General features: G+C 41.2%; 20 protein-coding genes. 9 read left to right on the top strand and 11 right to left on the bottom strand.

What is annotated here, in order from left to right:
* The first annotated feature begins 116 nt into the window (after positions 1 to 116).
* The 4 genes from mreBH to MUO14_RS18950 all read left to right on the top strand — a co-directional run bounded on the left by mreBH (position 117) and on the right by MUO14_RS18950 (position 3157).
* Positions 117 to 1124, top strand: a complete 1008-nt coding sequence (mreBH, locus tag MUO14_RS18965; protein ID WP_244752116.1) for a rod-share determining protein MreBH — start codon at positions 117 to 119, stop codon at positions 1122 to 1124.
* A 335-nt stretch (positions 1125 to 1459) separates the two neighbouring features.
* The gene (locus tag MUO14_RS18960) at positions 1460 to 1693 is read left to right on the top strand and encodes a hypothetical protein (protein ID WP_244752115.1); all 234 of its coding nucleotides are present in this window, start codon (positions 1460 to 1462) and stop codon (positions 1691 to 1693) included.
* 51 nt (positions 1694 to 1744) lie between these two features.
* Positions 1745 to 2086, top strand: coding sequence for a DUF1428 family protein (locus MUO14_RS18955; RefSeq protein ID WP_244755681.1), 342 nt, complete (start codon positions 1745 to 1747; stop codon positions 2084 to 2086).
* A gap of 150 nt (positions 2087 to 2236) precedes the next feature.
* Complete coding sequence (locus tag MUO14_RS18950; RefSeq protein WP_244752114.1) at positions 2237 to 3157, top strand: ketopantoate reductase family protein; 921 nt, start codon at positions 2237 to 2239, stop codon at positions 3155 to 3157.
* Positions 3158 to 3509: 352 nt separating this feature from the next.
* On the opposite strand, the gene MUO14_RS18945 is transcribed toward MUO14_RS18950, so the two are convergent.
* Positions 3510 to 4034, bottom strand: coding sequence for a M15 family metallopeptidase (locus MUO14_RS18945; RefSeq protein ID WP_244755680.1), 525 nt, complete (start codon positions 4032 to 4034; stop codon positions 3510 to 3512).
* 621 nt (positions 4035 to 4655) lie between these two features.
* Between MUO14_RS18945 and MUO14_RS18940 the strand changes: the two genes are divergently transcribed.
* The 4 genes from MUO14_RS18940 to MUO14_RS18925 all read left to right on the top strand — a co-directional run bounded on the left by MUO14_RS18940 (position 4656) and on the right by MUO14_RS18925 (position 7473).
* Positions 4656 to 5324: a hypothetical protein gene (locus tag MUO14_RS18940; RefSeq protein WP_244752113.1), complete on the top strand. Its 669-nt coding sequence runs from the start codon at positions 4656 to 4658 to the stop codon at positions 5322 to 5324.
* A gap of 84 nt (positions 5325 to 5408) precedes the next feature.
* Positions 5409 to 5603 carry a hypothetical protein gene (locus MUO14_RS18935; RefSeq protein WP_244752112.1) on the top strand — a complete coding sequence of 65 codons (195 nt, stop codon included), beginning with the start codon at positions 5409 to 5411 and terminating at the stop codon, positions 5601 to 5603.
* 11 nt (positions 5604 to 5614) lie between these two features.
* The gene (locus tag MUO14_RS18930) at positions 5615 to 6610 is read left to right on the top strand and encodes an acrylyl-CoA reductase family protein (RefSeq protein ID WP_244752111.1); all 996 of its coding nucleotides are present in this window, start codon (positions 5615 to 5617) and stop codon (positions 6608 to 6610) included.
* Between the two features lie 470 nt (positions 6611 to 7080).
* Entirely contained in the window at positions 7081 to 7473 is a 393-nt protein-coding gene (locus MUO14_RS18925) for a hypothetical protein (protein ID WP_244752110.1), read from the top strand.
* Between the two features lie 60 nt (positions 7474 to 7533).
* Here MUO14_RS18925 and MUO14_RS18920 read toward each other — a convergent pair whose 3' ends face one another.
* The 3 genes from MUO14_RS18920 to MUO14_RS18910 all read right to left on the bottom strand — a co-directional run bounded on the left by MUO14_RS18920 (position 7534) and on the right by MUO14_RS18910 (position 9403).
* A complete protein-coding gene (locus tag MUO14_RS18920) occupies positions 7534 to 7731 on the bottom strand; it encodes a YwbE family protein (protein WP_244752109.1) in 198 nt (65 codons plus the stop codon).
* Between the two features lie 93 nt (positions 7732 to 7824).
* Positions 7825 to 8283 (bottom strand): DUF2188 domain-containing protein, encoded by a 459-nt coding sequence (locus MUO14_RS18915; RefSeq protein ID WP_244752108.1) that lies wholly within the window; start codon positions 8281 to 8283, stop codon positions 7825 to 7827.
* Positions 8284 to 8395: 112 nt separating this feature from the next.
* Positions 8396 to 9403 carry a DUF3231 family protein gene (locus MUO14_RS18910; protein ID WP_244752107.1) on the bottom strand — a complete coding sequence of 336 codons (1008 nt, stop codon included), beginning with the start codon at positions 9401 to 9403 and terminating at the stop codon, positions 8396 to 8398.
* A 386-nt stretch (positions 9404 to 9789) separates the two neighbouring features.
* Here MUO14_RS18910 and glnA point away from each other — a divergent pair, with 386 nt between their 5' ends.
* Positions 9790 to 11100 carry a type I glutamate--ammonia ligase gene (gene glnA, locus MUO14_RS18905; RefSeq protein WP_244752106.1) on the top strand — a complete coding sequence of 437 codons (1311 nt, stop codon included), beginning with the start codon at positions 9790 to 9792 and terminating at the stop codon, positions 11098 to 11100.
* Between the two features lie 116 nt (positions 11101 to 11216).
* On the opposite strand, the gene MUO14_RS18900 is transcribed toward glnA, so the two are convergent.
* From MUO14_RS18900 to MUO14_RS18875, 7 genes are all read right to left on the bottom strand, one after another.
* A complete protein-coding gene (locus tag MUO14_RS18900; RefSeq protein WP_244752105.1) occupies positions 11217 to 12191 on the bottom strand; it encodes a quinone oxidoreductase family protein in 975 nt (324 codons plus the stop codon).
* Positions 12192 to 12201: 10 nt separating this feature from the next.
* Positions 12202 to 12981 (bottom strand): enoyl-CoA hydratase/isomerase family protein, encoded by a 780-nt coding sequence (locus MUO14_RS18895; protein WP_244755678.1) that lies wholly within the window; start codon positions 12979 to 12981, stop codon positions 12202 to 12204.
* Between the two features lie 54 nt (positions 12982 to 13035).
* Positions 13036 to 13320, bottom strand: coding sequence for a hypothetical protein (locus MUO14_RS18890; RefSeq protein WP_244752104.1), 285 nt, complete (start codon positions 13318 to 13320; stop codon positions 13036 to 13038).
* Entirely contained in the window at positions 13320 to 13499 is a 180-nt protein-coding gene (locus tag MUO14_RS24870; RefSeq protein ID WP_396265856.1) for an acyl-CoA dehydrogenase family protein, read from the bottom strand. Before MUO14_RS24870 ends, MUO14_RS18890 begins: the two co-directional genes overlap by 1 nt.
* 65 nt (positions 13500 to 13564) lie before the next feature.
* Positions 13565 to 14290: a 2-phosphosulfolactate phosphatase gene (locus tag MUO14_RS18885; protein ID WP_244752103.1), complete on the bottom strand. Its 726-nt coding sequence runs from the start codon at positions 14288 to 14290 to the stop codon at positions 13565 to 13567.
* A 2-nt stretch (positions 14291 to 14292) separates the two neighbouring features.
* Positions 14293 to 15348 (bottom strand): phosphotransferase family protein, encoded by a 1056-nt coding sequence (locus tag MUO14_RS18880; protein WP_244755677.1) that lies wholly within the window; start codon positions 15346 to 15348, stop codon positions 14293 to 14295.
* An 11-nt stretch (positions 15349 to 15359) separates the two neighbouring features.
* Entirely contained in the window at positions 15360 to 15758 is a 399-nt protein-coding gene (locus tag MUO14_RS18875) for an acyl-CoA thioesterase (protein WP_244752102.1), read from the bottom strand.
* Between the last annotated feature and the right edge of the window lie 3 nt (positions 15759 to 15761).

The raw sequence follows: 15761 nt of genomic DNA, 5'->3' as shown, positions 1-15761 counted from the left end.
TCTAAACGACTACCTTCAAAGGACCCCATTAAATTCCTATTGTAAGACCCCCAAAAAAAACTTAAAATGAAAGAAGAATTATATGAGAATCTGTCATCTTATGGAGGTACGTCTACATGTTATCAAATGCTGAAATTGGAATCGATCTGGGAACAGCTAATATATTAATCTACTCAAAAGCCAAAGGTATTCTATTAAATGAGCCCTCTGTTGTCGCCTATGACACAGAAACCAAAAATGTTGTGGCCGTCGGGAAAGAAGCTAAGGAAATGGTTGGTAAGACACCAAGGAATATTATCCCTGTGCGCCCGCTCAGAGATGGTGTGATCGCTGACTATGATATGACTGCACAAATGCTTAAGGAATTATTAAAAAAAGTAGCTAAGAAATCCGGAATGTCCATGCGCAAACCGACCGTTGTCATTTGTACACCTTCCGGTTCAACTTCTGTGGAAAGAAGAGCGATTCATAATGCAGTGAAGAGCTATGGTGCAAAAGCCGTCCACCTTATTGAAGAGCCTATCGCAGCTGCTATAGGCGCCGACCTCCCTGTTGATGAACCTATTGCGAACGTCATCGTAGACATTGGTGGAGGAACTACAGAAGTGGCGATCATTTCCTTCGGTGGTGTTGTATCATCTCGCTCCATTCGTACAGGCGGAGATGTGATGGATGAAGAAATTATCCAATATGTCCGTAAAGCCTACAACATTTTAATTGGTGAACGAACCGCTGAACTAATCAAAATGGAAATCGGCTATGCCCAAGGCGACCACCCAGAAGAAAAAATGGATGTACGTGGAAGAGATATGGTGACAGGACTACCTAAAACCATCGAACTTTCATCTACTGAAATACAAGGGGCTCTTAAAGAAATATTAGAACAAATTCTAGAAACCATTCGTGCTACTTTAGAAGAGTGTCCTCCAGAATTAAGTGGTGACATCGTCGATCATGGCGTAATTCTAACCGGCGGAGGTTCATTGCTTAAAGGTATGCAAGAATGGTTATCTGATGTCATCGTTGTCCCTGTTCACATGGCCCCATCACCACTAGAATCCGTAGCCATCGGAACAGGTCGCTCCCTGAAAATGATCCAAAAACTCCAAAAAGCTACTAAGTAATACAGAAAAGCGGAAAAGCCCGTTTAGCCCCGTACGCATAAGACAAGCGGCGCAGTGACAAGAAAATAACAAATAACCTCTAGAAAAGCTGCCCTTCGTTGGACAGCTTTTTTTAGTCTAAAATAAAAGGATTTAATCATATCATGTCGAATTAATTTTACATAAGGAATGAACATATTTTTTTATAAAAGAATATTCTAATGAGATAATAAACAGAGAGATACATTTACAACAAAAAGGAAAAGAGGATCAATTATGCAGCGAACAACATTAATGAAGTGGGTCACAGGGGTCGGCGAAGGTTTACTCGCCATCCCGCTTGCAGGGGAGCATTTGTGTTAAGTACAGGTTGGACAGCACTCTTAGTCATGTTCATCCTTCACACCATTACACTCATCCTCTCAATTAGAGATTCACAATTCAGCTCTGGAAGTATTGTCGGAATGGTGGCTAGTTTCCTCGGAGCTATCCCTATACTTGGTTGGATGCTTCATACTGCCTCAGCCCTTGTTCTTCTGATTGATGCTGGTCAGGAAACTGGGAAAGCCAAGCAGAAAGACAATTTTTAATTTTGTTATAAGAAATGGTTCAAGAGAGAGGTGGTTACTATCTATGTATTGATGTATATCTTCCGTGTAAAAGAAGATAAAGCTGACTTGTTTAAACAGCTAAGCAAGAAAGCGAAAGAAATCATCCGGTCTTATTCTGGTAAGGCCACTCTTTATCAGGGAGAAACATTAACAGGAAAACAGGGTTCGATGGGACTTTTAGATTTGTTCGAATTAAAGGATGAAGAGATCGTCTTCTTTGGGAAGATTGAATACCCTTCAAAAAAGATGCATACTAAGTCCGTAGAGCAAATGAAAAAGGATGACCTGATCACCCATCTTTATGAGCAAATTATCGAAGTAGTTGACATGAGTCATCTAGTTACGTCGACTTTTCTAAAAGTAGAACAATAAGGTGTGAAAGAAGACGTTTAGGGGAATTAGGATGGTGAACATTAAGAAGATATTTAAAAGTCGTCATATCACAATATCCATTGCAATGAATCGGTATTCTATTCCTTCTTTAAAGAGAGGTAAACAAATCCATATAAAGAGGTGTTTCATATGAAAATAGTTGTACTTGGCGCAGGTGCATTAGGTGCATATTTCGGTGCTCGCTGGGAGGAAGCTGGGCATGATGTTGTCAATCTAGTTCGATCAGGACGCGCTGATCAGTTAAGAAAGCATGGCTTAACATTACATAGCGAAATGGGAGATTACACAGTAAATGAACTCACCATTGCTGAAAGCCCAGAAGAAATTGAGGACCCTGACCTAGTTTTTCTAGCTGTAAAAGGGTATCACCTGCATGGGACATTAGACTGGTTGAAACAGCTTGTTCAAAAAGGGGCAAAGGTTTACCCTGTGCTAAACGGAATGGAGCATATCCCCATTTTGCAGAAGGAACTCGGTGAAGAAGCCGTGATCGGTGGTCTTTCTTACATTATTGCTACCCTTGATGAAAAAGGGCATGTAGTTCATTCAAGTTCATTTCACGATGTAGTATTCGGACCTCTTCACCCTTCACAGCAACAAATATGCGAGGAATTAGCTTTAGCTTGCAACCAGGCTAATCTAAGCGGTACGTTAAGTTCGAATATCTTAGAGGATATTTGGAAGAAATACATGTTTATTTCAGCATTTTCAGGGATAACAACAGCCACCAATTTGCCTATCGGCGAAGTGCGTAGTTTCCCACAAACCCTTTTGGTCACAAGAAGAATACTTGAGGAGATGAAAGAGCTAGCTAACACCCACCAAATCCAGTTATCTGATGAACATGTCGAAGCCGCTTTCAATCAGTTAAAAGGCCTTCAACACGAAATAACTTCGTCTATGCATCAAGATCGCAGAAAAGGCTTGCCACTAGAGGTTGAACACCTCCACGGCGGAGCATTACGGCTTGGTAAAGAGCATAACCTTCAAATGCCCTACACCGAAACCATCCACGCGATGATTAAACCATACGAAGCCTACCAGCAATAAGAAAAGCGTAAAAAACATAAAGACATTAAAGAAGCTCTCTAGTTTTAAGCTAGAGGGCCTCAGCTTGTAGAGAAACCCCTTGTTTTTCTCTACAAGCTTTTTTGTGTATACGTACGGGCGAATATCGCTCGCTTTCTCATGCGGTATATCGACTTTCCTTCATTTGAAAGCCGATTCAAGCGAACTTGTTCTTTATCATCCCCCAAATACATCTCTTTGGGTGAGGCCATGACAAATAGGAGTAGACAAGTATTCGGCATCTAAACCAACGGCTTCTACGTTAAAACCGATAACAAATGAACGCGGTAAAAAATAAAATAGAAGGTCCACTAGTTTTAAGTTAGAGGGCCTTCTATTCTTCTGCTAACGTTTCAGGTTTAGGACGCTTTCCCCTTTGCAATTCACGGATACTCAATCCAAAGTCCATCTGCAAGTGAGGATAGTCTTTAAATGATTGCCAGTCACCGCCCCAAGCAAATCCCAGGCCTTTAGCAATCTCCACCACTTCCATCCAATCTGCCTGACCGTTTCCGTTATCATCGCGCGTCAAATCCCAAACGACATCTCCATCATCAAGCTGTAATGCAAAATCAATGGCCAGTCCATAATTGTGATAAGACTGCCCTCCTGAGGCATAGGTTACAATATCACCTTCTGTTGAACGGCCTTGTTCATATAGGCGCTCTTGCTCCTGTTTCGTCCTTACTCCCTCCGTTATCACCACATCAATCCCACGTTCGGATGCCTGTGCAACTAAATGTTTTTTTCCTTGCTCAACAGCTGGGTGCAATTCAGACGGCGGATTTTTATCTTCCACGTAATATATATGAGAATTCCGTTCTTGGAGTTCTATTAGCGTATAAATTAAAGAAATCATAACTCCGCCAAAGAACAATGTCCACACGGCTCGAATAAATAGACCTCTCAATGGCAAACGACTCCTTTTTTATTTCTTGTTTCGATCATATCATAATGTCTAGATTGATAGAAAATAATCGTACCTTGGTATAAAAAGGTTTCTGCATCTTTTTTTACAATCATAGTATATTTAGGAACCTAACTCCCGAGAACTTCCGCCACCACAGTCAACTAATTAAATATAAGAAGGTCCCCTGTACGACTATCCTCATTTTGCATTCAAAGTCTATCTATCATCCAGAGAAAATGCTGATCGTTTCCTTTTAGAATGTACATTTAGATAAGTACCGGACCATTCTTATGGAGACTTCCATTTTAGGGAGGGTGCTTTTTTGCGTCAAAACCCATTTTCATATAAAAAGTTGACGAATGAGAAACAAGAAGTTCGAGGCGTGAAAGTTTTGAGGACCACAGCGTATGCCTTTCCTACGTGAGAACCGGAAAAACCGAGCAACGAAGGAATTCGCCGTTTATCATTTGGTGACTTTTTGGACATCCTCTATAATATGCATCGTTATTAAGTAAAGCCTTCCTCATGATATAATAGGAGACAGAAATACCTTAGGAGGAGAGCGAAGACGTGAAGCTATTTAAACGCAAGCCCACTAGGACAGTCTATGAACTTCTAATGGTAGGTCTGGCTACATTATCTGTTGCAACCATCTGGCAACAAACACGATATGATAGTTATCTCGTATGGATAACCTGGAGCATATTTTTTATAGATTTCCTCTATCGACTGTTCACAAGTGATCGTAAATGGTCATTTGTTAAAAGGAATCCGTTTATTGTTATAGCTGCGATTCCTTTAGATGCCGCCTTTCAATTTGCTAGATTTGCTCGAATCCTTCATTTACTTAGGCTTAAATCAATTACAAAATACTATACCAAACCGCTGATCCGTTTCCTACAGCGCCAGCACCTTTCGCTAGTGGCGGGAACCACGTTCTTTTTGATTTTTTTGTTAATCATTCCATTAAACCTATATGAAGATAAATTGACAAGCTATAATGAGGCTTTTTTAAGCACATTGACAGCCCTGACCTTTTTCGGAAAAACAGGATTTGAGCCCCAAACGACAATCGGTCAGGTCATTATCGTTATTTTTACTATATTAGGGGTCATCATCCATGGGCTGATCATTAGCACAGTTATTGACTACCTTATCCAACTGCCTGTCGTACAAAAATTCAAAAAGCGATTCGGCAATAGTAGCAACACTGAAGAAATGCGCGAGAAAGAATCCTAACGGTCAACTGTTCTTAAATAGTTGATCGTTTTTTGGTTTAAAAATTAGAGAAAAAAGGAACATAAAAGTTATGGAGGTGAAAAAATGCCTGCGCGTAATAAAAAAACTGACCAAGACAGCGAAAATTTTAAAGAGAAAGTAAAAAAGGAACAGCTTATAGATGACGACATCCCTGAAGAAGACCTCAAACAGGATGAACGTGATGCCAAACGAGGAGAGAAGTCAAAAAATGATTCTTCCTCTGAAAAAAAGTATGACGAAGATTTTAAAAATAAATGAGGCGATCTCCTTTGACTGAATTTAAAGCGTACTATATTGATCAAATGGAAAATGGCAAAACGAATGCCGAGATAAAAACCATATCTACAAGGGAGCTTCCTGCAAGCGATGTACTCATTCAGGTACATTATTCAAGTGTAAACTATAAAGACGGAATGGTTTCATCACCGGGTAACCCGATGGTAAAGGGTTATCCTATTATCCCAGGAATTGATTTAGCCGGAATCGTTGCCGAATCAAAGGATGACCGTTTCCATGAGGGCGATGCCGTTATCGCTACTAGCTATGAAATAGGTGTGTCCCACCATGGTGGTTACAGTGAATATGCTTCAGTACCTGGCGACTGGGTTGTTCCTCTTCCAGATGGTATAACACTTGAGGAATCAATGATTTATGGAACAGCAGGCTTTACCGCAGCATTATCTGTCCATAAATTAGAGAAAAACGGATTGACTCCGGGTGACGGTTCTGTCTTAGTTACAGGTGCAACCGGAGGAGTCGGCAGCATGGCAGTGGCTATGCTCGCTAAGCGTGGTTATGAAGTTGAAGCCAGTACAGGCAGTAAAGAACATAAGAACTACCTACTGGATTTAGGAGCCGCACGAGTACTTTCTCGGGAAGAAGTATATGACGGAAAGGTTAGATCCCTGGGAAAACAACGATGGATCGCTGCCGTTGATCCCGTCGGCGGCGAACCACTCGCTTCCCTTTTAACCCAATTAAAATACAACGGGGCAGCGGCTGTGAGCGGATTAACAGCAGGAACGGATGTACCAACACAGGTTTATCCATTTATCCTTCGGGGTATAAACCTCTTAGGAGTTGATTCTGTCTATTGCCCGATGAATACAAGAAAAGAAATTTGGTCCCGTTTGGCTGACGATTTAAAGACAACCGATGCATTCGAAAAAATAAAAGTAGAAATTTCGTTAGATCAGGTACCTGAAACATTAACAAGTATCTTAAAAGGGAAGACTCGTGGACGAACAATTGTTAAGCTAGGATAAAAATATGGTAGTTTTTTAAAAAGCAGAAACCTGTTATTGACAAATCACACAAACCGTATTATAGTATTATATTAGTGCCTTCGCTAAAGGTAACTCGGAACAATGAAAGAGTGATGTGTATGAAACTGGCATTCTGCTACGTTTTATCACGACTTAATCACACTGGATCAGCTTCGGAGCTGTAAGGATGCAATAGAGGTAGGGATTGCGTCGTTTAAGTTGATAAAAACTACCATGTAGAATGGACCGCGGCAATAGGGGTTCATAACAACTTGCAATGGAAACGCAAGCAATCAACGAAAATTATTTTTTTCATTAATCCGATGTATAATGGAGGAAAGCTTAAAATAATGCTTTCTTATTCATAATAAAGCGGGACAGACGACGGTCTGTCCCGCTTTTCCAATATTTATGTGTTTATTTAATTATTTATATGGTAATATATACTTATGTATTGGAGGAGGAAAATAATGTCTGATTATAAATACCTTAATAAACTTTTACCAGAAGATGTGCATTATTTATTAGATCTAAGTGAATTTAAAGAGCTTATAGAGGAAATGTTAGGGAAAGCCTCAAAATTGGTCACAGTAGAAGTAGATTGTGATCAAATTGAAGATAGCTATGATAATTCCAACTTCAGGCCAATGGTTATTTTGAAGGAAATCGCTAACCTGTCAGAAGAAAACCGACACACAATCTTAAATACGGGCTTCTCCCTTGGTCAGCCATTTGATAGCGGAGATTTTGCGATGAAGAAAGTTTTCGGCGACAACTATACAGTCATTGCTGCTACAGAAGATCAAGATGGCGATTTCTTTACTGTAGAAATTCCATACGAGGATTTTGCTAGATCACAGTAGTAATGATTGAAAAACGCCCCGTATCCTTTTGCTAACAAAAATAGGATACGGGGCGTTTTTTTATTTTTCATATATGCTTTTTACTCTTCCCACTTGCCCATCCGCAAGACGCACTTTAATGCCGTGAGGATGGCTAGGAGATTTCGTTAGTAGATCCTTCACAACACCTCTAGTTAAATTTCCACTACGTTGATCCTTTTTCAAAACAATATCAACCTCTAGGCCAGGCTTAATATCTTTTCGTTGTTGTCCGTTCATTTTTTAAACCTCCAAACTATTCTTCAACCTATCATATCATGTTTCCTTAGAATAGCAGAAGCAATAATTGGGGGTATATACTACAAATCCTATTTATTCATTATAAGACGTTTGGTCCTGAATGCTCCCGTCTTTTCGATGAATAATCATTCTTGTCCCTTTATTTTTCGCCACTTCTTTAGCCCGTTCTACCGCATCCTGTTTATTATCGAACACATCAGAAGGCTGCTTAGCATCCTCAGCTTGGACGGCCCAGCCATCTTCGTGAGAAACGACATGTTCCCCCTTATCTAACAGTTCCGGGCGGCTCGGATAACCATTTCCTTCCCCTCTGCTGCGCAAATCATAATCACTTTTATTGTTCATTTCCTTTATTTCATCTTGAGATGCATTATCATGCCATTCCTTCGCTTGCTCTGTGGCAATTGGAATTGCACGTCCTTCATCGTATCCCTCATCAACCATTGCATTTGCTATATCGATCGCTTTCTTTCTAACAACCTGATCTAGACTTTGTAATGAGCTCGGATAATCTGTAGTATCCCAAGGCATTTCTCCCACCCCTTTACATGTCTTTTTATACTATTTACCACAGCTAGGAGAAAATAAACATTCTTCTACTTTACGGGGAGATACGATAAGGTTAGAAGATGTCACTTCTCCATCACTTTTTCTTCACCAATTCTCCTCGGTCAGCAGCTTGCGGTGGTTGCTCCATCCAACCCTTGTTTATCATTATATTAGCTCCATCTTCCGAGTACATGGCAATCTCCGATGTCAAACGTGCGTACAGTAATCCTAAATCCCGTCTCGGGCTCGTCGACATAGTCGTACCATATTGGGCGATTCCCGAAGCTACGAGTCCGCTAATATGAAACATCATAAGTTTATCTGAAAAAGGGGGTACAGTAGAGTCTGTTACTTCTGAGGTTAAATTTTTTGCTGATGAGAGGTTTTCTTCGTGTAATACTGAACTAAAAACCTTAAAATGCTTCGCAGAGATTTGCTTACCTCTTTTCATGTATTTTGCAATTTCTTTAGATTCCACTGCTTGGCTAAATCCAATAATAACAGCCTCACCAAGTGCATTTCTTTCAGCATTAAAAACGAGATTCGTAATCTCAATACCAAGTAAGGGACGACGTTCACCAAGCCATCCTGTGAGAAAACTTTGATCTTTAACAAAATCTACACGTTGCGGTGTCGGGAGGTAGGGATACCGTAATAATACTCCTTTATCTAAGGCAACTTTTCTTGCTCTATTGGTAAGTTCCTTCATTTCCTCCAAGCATTGATAGTAAAACGCCGCTATATCATCTCTTGCCGAAACACCATAAAGAATGCTTTCCCCCGTCAAACTTAACCTTCCCATATTCAACATATACAGTAAAATCAAAGCATCGGAAAACAAACGTGGTGCTTCTTTATTAACGTCGTCATCTGTAAACCCTACCGGAACAGGATATTTTTCTTCCTGAAAGATTCGTGTGATCGTCTGTATTCGTTTTTCGGTAAATTCTAAGGTGTATTCCAAAACCGATTGAATGTCCGGGTCCTCAACCGTAGCTAGAAAATATGTTAAGCCGCATTTAATCATTGTACTAGCATGAAATGTTGTCCAAAGATTTGAAACTTCAGCCGAAGTTAATTTAGGGTGGTGAACGCTTTTCAAAGTTATCCCTCCTCGTATTCCTTTCGAAAATTCCTTTTAAAAAAATGATTAAGGCCATGTTTCGCTGGGGTGGGCCTATTAACTGCTTGAACTCAATCAAAGACCTATATCAATAACACCATCAATAATCATACAAACTAGAACAGTACTATTACCAGAGACATAACAGGGAACAAGAACAAGCATTGTAAGTTTGAATTTAATTTTGTAATTAGATTAAAAATAGTTTATGGGATTTTTCGTAATCTATACAATTTCCTACATTTCTTAATAAATAAGCCCCCCATAATATTCCATGGTTTAATAATCAAACGAGATGGGAATCTAAATTTAGGTATGATAACAAAGACACTGACAAAAATTATCCAAAAAGGTGAGGAGTAATATTGAATTACACGAAAGAGAATATCAAACAGATCGTTAATGATGAAAAGGTAGAATTTATTCGACTAGAATTTACTGATATGCTAGGCGATACAAAGAATGTGGAACTGCCGATTGAAGAAATAGAAAGTGTACTAAATGATGAAGCTATGTTCGACAGCTCTTCCATTTCAGGTTTTTCAGAAATACAGGAGAGTGACATGTATCTAGTTCCTGATTTAGATACATTTAAAGTATTACCTAAGAATGTAGATGAGGATTGTATCGCACGCTTTATTTGTGACATTTACACACCAGATGGGGAGCCGTTTGACGGAGACCCTAGGTATATATTGAAGAGAGCGATGAAGGAAGCAAAGGATTTAGGCTACACAGTAAATGTTGGTCCAGAGCCTGAATTCTTTCTATTTAAATTGAATGAAGAGGGGTACCCTGTTCGTAAGATGAATGATCGTGCCGGATACTTCGATGCTTCTCCAAAAGATAAAGGCGATAAAGTGCGCCGGGATATTGTCCGCACGCTTAAAAAATTCGGCTTTGAAATGGAAGCTTCTCACCACGAAGTCGCTGAGGGGCAACATGAAATTAACTTCCGCTTCGATGATATGTTAAAGACAGCAGACAATATTCAAACGTTTAAAAACGTTGTAAAAGATGTCGCCACAAACCATGATTATCATGCGACCTTTATGCCGAAGCCTATTACCGGCGGGAACGGTTCAGGTATGCACTGTCACCTTTCTCTATTTGCTGATGGCGACAGTGCCTTCTATGATCAACATTCTGAAGATGAAATTTCTGATACAATGAAACACTTTATGGCTGGCATTCTTCACCACGCGAATGGGATCGCCGCTATTACAAACCCGAATGTGAACTCCTATAAGCGTCTGGTCCCTGGATATGAAGCACCTGTAAGTGTTGCCTGGTCCCACTCTAATCGTAGTTGTATGATCCGTGTTCCGATGACACGCGGGATGGGAACAAGATTTGAGGTTCGTAACCCAGACCCAACAGCAAATCCATATTTAACCCTTGCCGTGCTCATTCAAGCAGGACTTGAAGGTATCCGTAAAAATATGGATCCAGGAGAAGCGGAAACACGCAACCTATACGAAGTAAGCGACGATAGCGTTCCTACTCTTCCAACAAACTTAAAAGAAGCCATTAAAGCACTGAAGAAAGACGAAGTGCTGATGAAAGCATTAGGGGATCATACTTCAAAGGTTTATCTTGAAGAAAAAGAAGAGGAATGGAACACCTACTCCCTCCAAGTCAGTCAGTGGGAAGTAGATGAGTATATGAATAAGTAAATGTATGATATGCGGCTCTCTCAATATATGAGGGCCGCGTTTTTTGCGGGACTCTCAATCGGTATTAGTGGTCATTCCAAAGCAAAAAGCCGCCTACTATAGACGACTTCTAAAAATTAAGGTTTTAGTATTAACTTCCCTTTCGTTTTTCGCGCTTGCAATGATTCATGTACCTGTGCCGCGTCATCTAAATTGTACACACCGCCAATCGTCAACTTTAACTTTCCATTGTTGACTAATTGAAGGAGTTCTTCCAAGCTTTTCTCGAATAAGATTGGCTTCTTCATGATCTCTGGTAAAAAGAACCCAATTACTGATAGGTTTCGATTCATGAGTCCTGATGGATACATTTTGGCTGGATTGCCGCTTGCGACCCCATATACGACGATACGCCCAAACGACTGCATACACTGAACCGTTTCGTGAAAAATGTCCCCGCCTGCCATCTCAAGGGCTACATCTACACCCTTGTCACTCGTCACCTTCATAACTTCGTCAGACCAGTTCGCTTTCGTGTAGTTCACGCCATAGTCCGCACCTAATTTTTTAGCTACAGCTAACTTTTCATCTGTGCTTGCCGTGGCAATGATCTTTCCAGCACCAAAATGTTTCGCCAGCTGAACGGCTAGCGACCCTACACCTCCGGCTCCAGCGTGAACCAATACCGTCTCCCCTTTTTCAAGGCGACCCATCGTCGTTAATAAATGATAGGCAGTCAACCCTTGAAGAGGTAAAGCTGCAGCCGTTTCATCATCACAATCATCTGGTAATGAAATAAGCGCATTGGCTTTAGCTACTACATATTCCGCATATCCACCCGATCCAATTAGCGTGACAATCCGATCGCCAACTTGAAAGCGATCGACATCTCCCCCAATTTCTTCGATTATCCCAGCCACTTCAGCTCCTGGAATAAAAGGAAGTGGGGTCGGTATCACATAGGCACCTTGCCGCCTCGCTGTGTCTGCATAGTTCACACCAATAGCTGTGACCTTAATCAAGACTTCACCAGATCCGGGCTTCGGTTGTTCTACCTCAGCGCTTCGTAATACCTCAGGTCCTCCATATTCTGTAAATTGAACAACCTGCATTTAAATCACCTTACCTTCCTACAAAGACAGGCTTACGCTTATCCTTGAAAGCCTGGATTCCTTCTTTATGATCGTCTGTTTGTGCCATCATCGTTTGCGTTAACCGCTCTTGTTCAAGGATCGTCGCTAAGTCCGATTGATCGGCTTGATCAACGAGTTTTTTCATCATCCCAAGCGCCTGTACAGGTCCTTTAGCTAACTCTAAAGCATAATTCATTGCTCCCTCTTCCAACTCAGTAAGCGGCATAACACGGTTAACCAATCCCCATTCTGCTGCCGTTTCTACTGGGATAGGCTCAGCTCTAAATAAAAGCTCCTTCGCGCGGTAAGGACCAAGGATTTTCGCTAGGAAGTAATGTCCGCCTCCATCTGAGACAAGTCCTACCTGAGCAAAGCTTAACACGAACTTACTGTCTTCAGCAGCGATGATTTGATCACAAGCCAGCGCTAAGTTGAACCCCGCTCCTGCTGCATAACCATGTACGACCGCAACTACAGGCTTTGCAAGATCCTTAATCATAAGAATGAGTTTATTTAACTCCCCCACATGTTCATAAAGATGGTTCGCTGTCGCCTTGCCCATGTTTTTGACGTCGCCGCCTGCTGAAAAAGAACGGCCGGCACCAGACAACACAACGACCTTGACCTCCGCATTATGTTCCGCTTCACTAAGTGCTTCCTGCAGCCCAGTAATCATTTCATCCGAGAACGCATTCAAACTGTCAGGTCTGTTTAACACGCAAGAAAGCACCGGTCCATTCAACGATACACTTAAATGATCATTACTCAAATTTTGCAAAACGATCAGCTCCTTATTAAGATATATAATGCTTTTTCTCAATTATCACATCACAATGGCACGATTTCTTTCAAACGTATCTTCCCATTGATAGCTGCTTAGCAAACCCGCTATGTTCCCTAGTACTTTTGCCCGCTCTTCTCCCTTAAGAAGGTTCGACAGGAGTGAGGTTGATCCCTGATGTACATCCCCCGCTGCCTCTTCGCCCATTGCATACGCGAGCTGAGCTTTCAAGTCTACTTCTCTATCAGATACCTGAATAGCTTTAAGGGTACGAAGCATGGCTGATTCGCTTGCATAGATCGCAATCGCGAGGTCGGCCAGCTTCATCAGTGTTTCTTGCTCTGATTAATAATCCCAACTCCGGCCTTTCTGATTTTTTCCGCTACTAGTGGAAAATTCCCTGCTTCCAGCTCCTTTCTGTATGGGAGTATTTCCCGGGAAATAAATTGTCGAGCCGTGTCAGCAATCATCTTATGCTCTTCACTTCGATCTTCAGGTGTAAAGATCGTTTTCGGTGCTATATCGATAATTAAAAAACCTCCACCTTAACACTGTTTTCAACAGAATACATTCACTGCACCCCCTTAATTTTCCCGCTTTCAGGATCATATTTTGCTATTGTAGATAACAAGCCTTCCTGTGCTATAAATTGAATTTCTTTTTCATCCATGCCTAGATCAACAAGAATTCGTCCAATTCTAGTGGAGCGGAGCGTTTCAAACGGAGCTGCACATCCTTGATAGAATAGCAGCGCAGTTCTAGCCGCATCCGAAAGTTCAAAATCCCCTTCCTCTACTAGAAAAGAAACTAGACTACCTGCCCCATAAAAATCCTCCATCGTATAATGCCCACTCGTACCTGAGCAAACGAGAACAATCGTATCGTCTTTGTGTTCGCTTGCTAAGTGACGCGCCATTGCCCGATTGTTTAATAGAGAAGAGGCATATAGTGAATCGGCCTGACTTGAACGATTGAGGGCAACCGTTCCATTCGTAGTCGATAAAACGAGGTGTTTTCCCGCTACAATAGGCTGTAAAAAGCTGCGCAAGGGATGCTCGAAGCCCTCGATTGTCCTCCCTTTGTCTTCACCTGCTAACACATAAGGCTCATGCAGCGACTTCGCTTTTTCACGAGCCTGGGCTTGATCGTATACAGCAATGACTGAGGCCGCTCCATCAGCAAGGGCTGCTGTGATTGTTGATGTCGCAAACAGAACATCAAAGACAACGGCTACTTTCCCTTTCATCATGTCCGGTTGAATATCTTCCTTCTTAAAAATAACTTGAATATCGCTCATGCTTACAATCCAGCCGTTTCTTCTGCATGTTTAATTAAGTTATTGACAAACATGTTCATATTGGCAAACCTCGGGTCATTTGTTTGTCCATTTTTGTAGCGGTAATAAATTTGTTGAATGATCCCGGCAAGTTTGAAATAAGCAAAGGTTACGTACACATTGATATTGTCAAGGTCTCTACCGCTTCTCTCCGCATACTTCTCTATGAATTCTTCCCGGGTGTAAAAACCCTTGTGTACAGTAAGCGGCTTTTTACCAAGTCCGGTTTTTAGAAGCTCAGGGTCATCCTTTTCAATCCAGTAGCTCATCGCAGCCCCAAGGTCAGCAAGTGGGTCCCCAACTGTGGTCATTTCCCAATCGAATAGACCTACCATATTCGCTTGGTCATCAAACATCGCATTGTTTAATTTATAGTCGTAATGAATAATTGACGCTTGACTAGAGGCAGGAATATGGTCAACCAACCATTTTTTCAATCGCTTACCACTGACAACATCATCTGTACGTGCCTTCTCATAACGCTTAATCCATCCGTGAATTTGCCGCTCCATAAACCCTTCTGGCTTTACCATATTTTTCAGATCGGTCGTTGTATAATCGATAGCATGCAAGTCAACTAATCGATCAACCATGGTGTTAGAAAGGGTTCGACCTAATTCAGGTGTCGGTGTCACCCCATCAGGAAATTTAGTGTCAAAAGTCAATCCACGGCGTCGTTCCATAACAAAGAAGGGGCTTCCAAGCAATTCACCTCGTTCAAATACATATGGCTTTGGAGCTAGCGGAAATACCGGATGAATCGCTTTTAAAACTCGATATTCTCGTTCCATATCATGGGCTTTTGGTGCAACGGGTCCTATTGGTGGACGGCGCAACACAGCCTCCCAGTCTCCGATGGTGAGCTCATAGGTTAAGTTGGAATGTCCTGCCCCAAATTGTCTTACTTCGAGTTCCTCGTCTGGTAGATTCGCAACCTCACTACGTAAAAAAGGTTCGATTTTTCCTACATCGAGCTCTTCTCCTTTACGAACTTCACGTGTATCTTTAGTTTGCACGATAAGGATACCTCCTAATTAGCTGCCATTTGATAAGTTTCCAGCTGCTTTCTCATATCAACTGTTAAGGAAGCACTCTTTTGCTGTTCAAAGTCAAACTGAACAATCACACTGGATCCTTTGGCTACAAGCTCTCCTGATTCCTTTTCATACATTTCCTGCTCCAAGTGAAAACTTGAATTGCCAATTTTAGCTACACCACTCTTAATGACAAGAGTTTGGTTAAAATAGACTTGTTTTAAAAAGTCACATTTAATGGAGGCAAGAATAAAATTCCAATCCTCTTTTACTAACCCCAGATCATTAAAAAAACGGATTCTGGCGTCTTCCATATAAACAAAAAAGTTATTATTATTCACATGCCCTAGTAAATCAGTTTCACAAAATCGCACCCATATTTCAATCTGATGCATCTT

Source organism: Halobacillus shinanisalinarum (assembly GCF_022919835.1).
GTDB lineage: Bacteria > Bacillota > Bacilli > Bacillales > Halobacillaceae > Halobacillus_A > Halobacillus_A shinanisalinarum.
Note: the sequence above shows the minus strand (reverse complement) of the source record. Positions and strands in the feature narration are given on the sequence as shown.

Coding starts and splice junctions, on each gene's coding strand:
- mreBH (WP_244752116.1), top strand. CDS start 117: ATGTTATCAAATGCTGAAATTGGAATCGATCTGGGAACAGCTAATATA.
- MUO14_RS18955 (WP_244755681.1), top strand. CDS start 1,745: ATGTATATCTTCCGTGTAAAAGAAGATAAAGCTGACTTGTTTAAACAG.
- MUO14_RS18950 (WP_244752114.1), top strand. CDS start 2,237: ATGAAAATAGTTGTACTTGGCGCAGGTGCATTAGGTGCATATTTCGGT.
- MUO14_RS18945 (WP_244755680.1), bottom strand. CDS start 4,034: ATGATTTCTTTAATTTATACGCTAATAGAACTCCAAGAACGGAATTCT.
- MUO14_RS18935 (WP_244752112.1), top strand. CDS start 5,409: ATGCCTGCGCGTAATAAAAAAACTGACCAAGACAGCGAAAATTTTAAA.
- MUO14_RS18925 (WP_244752110.1), top strand. CDS start 7,081: ATGTCTGATTATAAATACCTTAATAAACTTTTACCAGAAGATGTGCAT.
- MUO14_RS18920 (WP_244752109.1), bottom strand. CDS start 7,731: ATGAACGGACAACAACGAAAAGATATTAAGCCTGGCCTAGAGGTTGAT.
- MUO14_RS18915 (WP_244752108.1), bottom strand. CDS start 8,283: ATGCCTTGGGATACTACAGATTATCCGAGCTCATTACAAAGTCTAGAT.
- MUO14_RS18900 (WP_244752105.1), bottom strand. CDS start 12,191: ATGCAGGTTGTTCAATTTACAGAATATGGAGGACCTGAGGTATTACGA.
- MUO14_RS18890 (WP_244752104.1), bottom strand. CDS start 13,320: ATGAAGCTGGCCGACCTCGCGATTGCGATCTATGCAAGCGAATCAGCC.
- MUO14_RS18885 (WP_244752103.1), bottom strand. CDS start 14,290: ATGAGCGATATTCAAGTTATTTTTAAGAAGGAAGATATTCAACCGGAC.
- MUO14_RS18875 (WP_244752102.1), bottom strand. CDS start 15,758: ATGCATCAGATTGAAATATGGGTGCGATTTTGTGAAACTGATTTACTA.